Annotated in this window: 1 protein-coding gene and 1 pseudogene; one reads left to right on the forward strand and one right to left on the reverse strand. The window is 30.2% G+C overall.

The genetic code is table 11. The annotated features are described in order from the left end of the window. Positions 1-73 (forward strand): annotated as a pseudogene (locus IDG60_RS01820) (pyridoxal 5'-phosphate synthase glutaminase subunit PdxT); the annotation flags it as partial. 205 nt (positions 74-278) lie between these two features. Here IDG60_RS01820 and IDG60_RS01825 read toward each other — a convergent pair. Continuing rightward, the coding region (locus IDG60_RS01825) for a nucleoside transporter C-terminal domain-containing protein (protein WP_274611429.1) at positions 279-523 on the reverse strand (245 nt) is incomplete at its 5' end.

Below are 523 nucleotides of genomic sequence, written 5' to 3' on the forward strand. Positions count from 1 at the left end.
ATTCCATCCTGAATTAACAGATGACTATAGAGTAACTGATTACTTTATTAATCATATTGTAAAAAAAGCATAGCTTAATGTATGCTAAATCAACGAATTATTGATATTTATAGATTTGTTGAGAAGACAATATCTCCTTCAAACTTAGCTTTGGAGGAGCTATTTTTTTATGTCAAAATTAAAAATGATAAAAAATAAAGATATACATAAAAAAACCCTTCAAAGAGACTGAGAATAGTCAAAATTTTGAAGGGGTTAATTCGATGTTGATGTATTTGTTAAATAAAGAATCCAGCGATTGCAGCTGAAATGAAAGATACTAGTGTTGCACCGAATAATAGTTTCAAACCAAAGCGGGCAACTGTATCTCCTTTTTTGTCATTAAGTGATTTAATCGCACCTGAAATAATACCAATAGAGCTAAAGTTAGCAAATGATACTAAGAATACAGATGTAACACCTTTTGCGTGTTCAGATAAATCACTAAGTTTACCAAGTGCTTGCATTGCTACAAATTCGTTAG

Source organism: Staphylococcus sp. EG-SA-2, assembly GCF_017152085.1.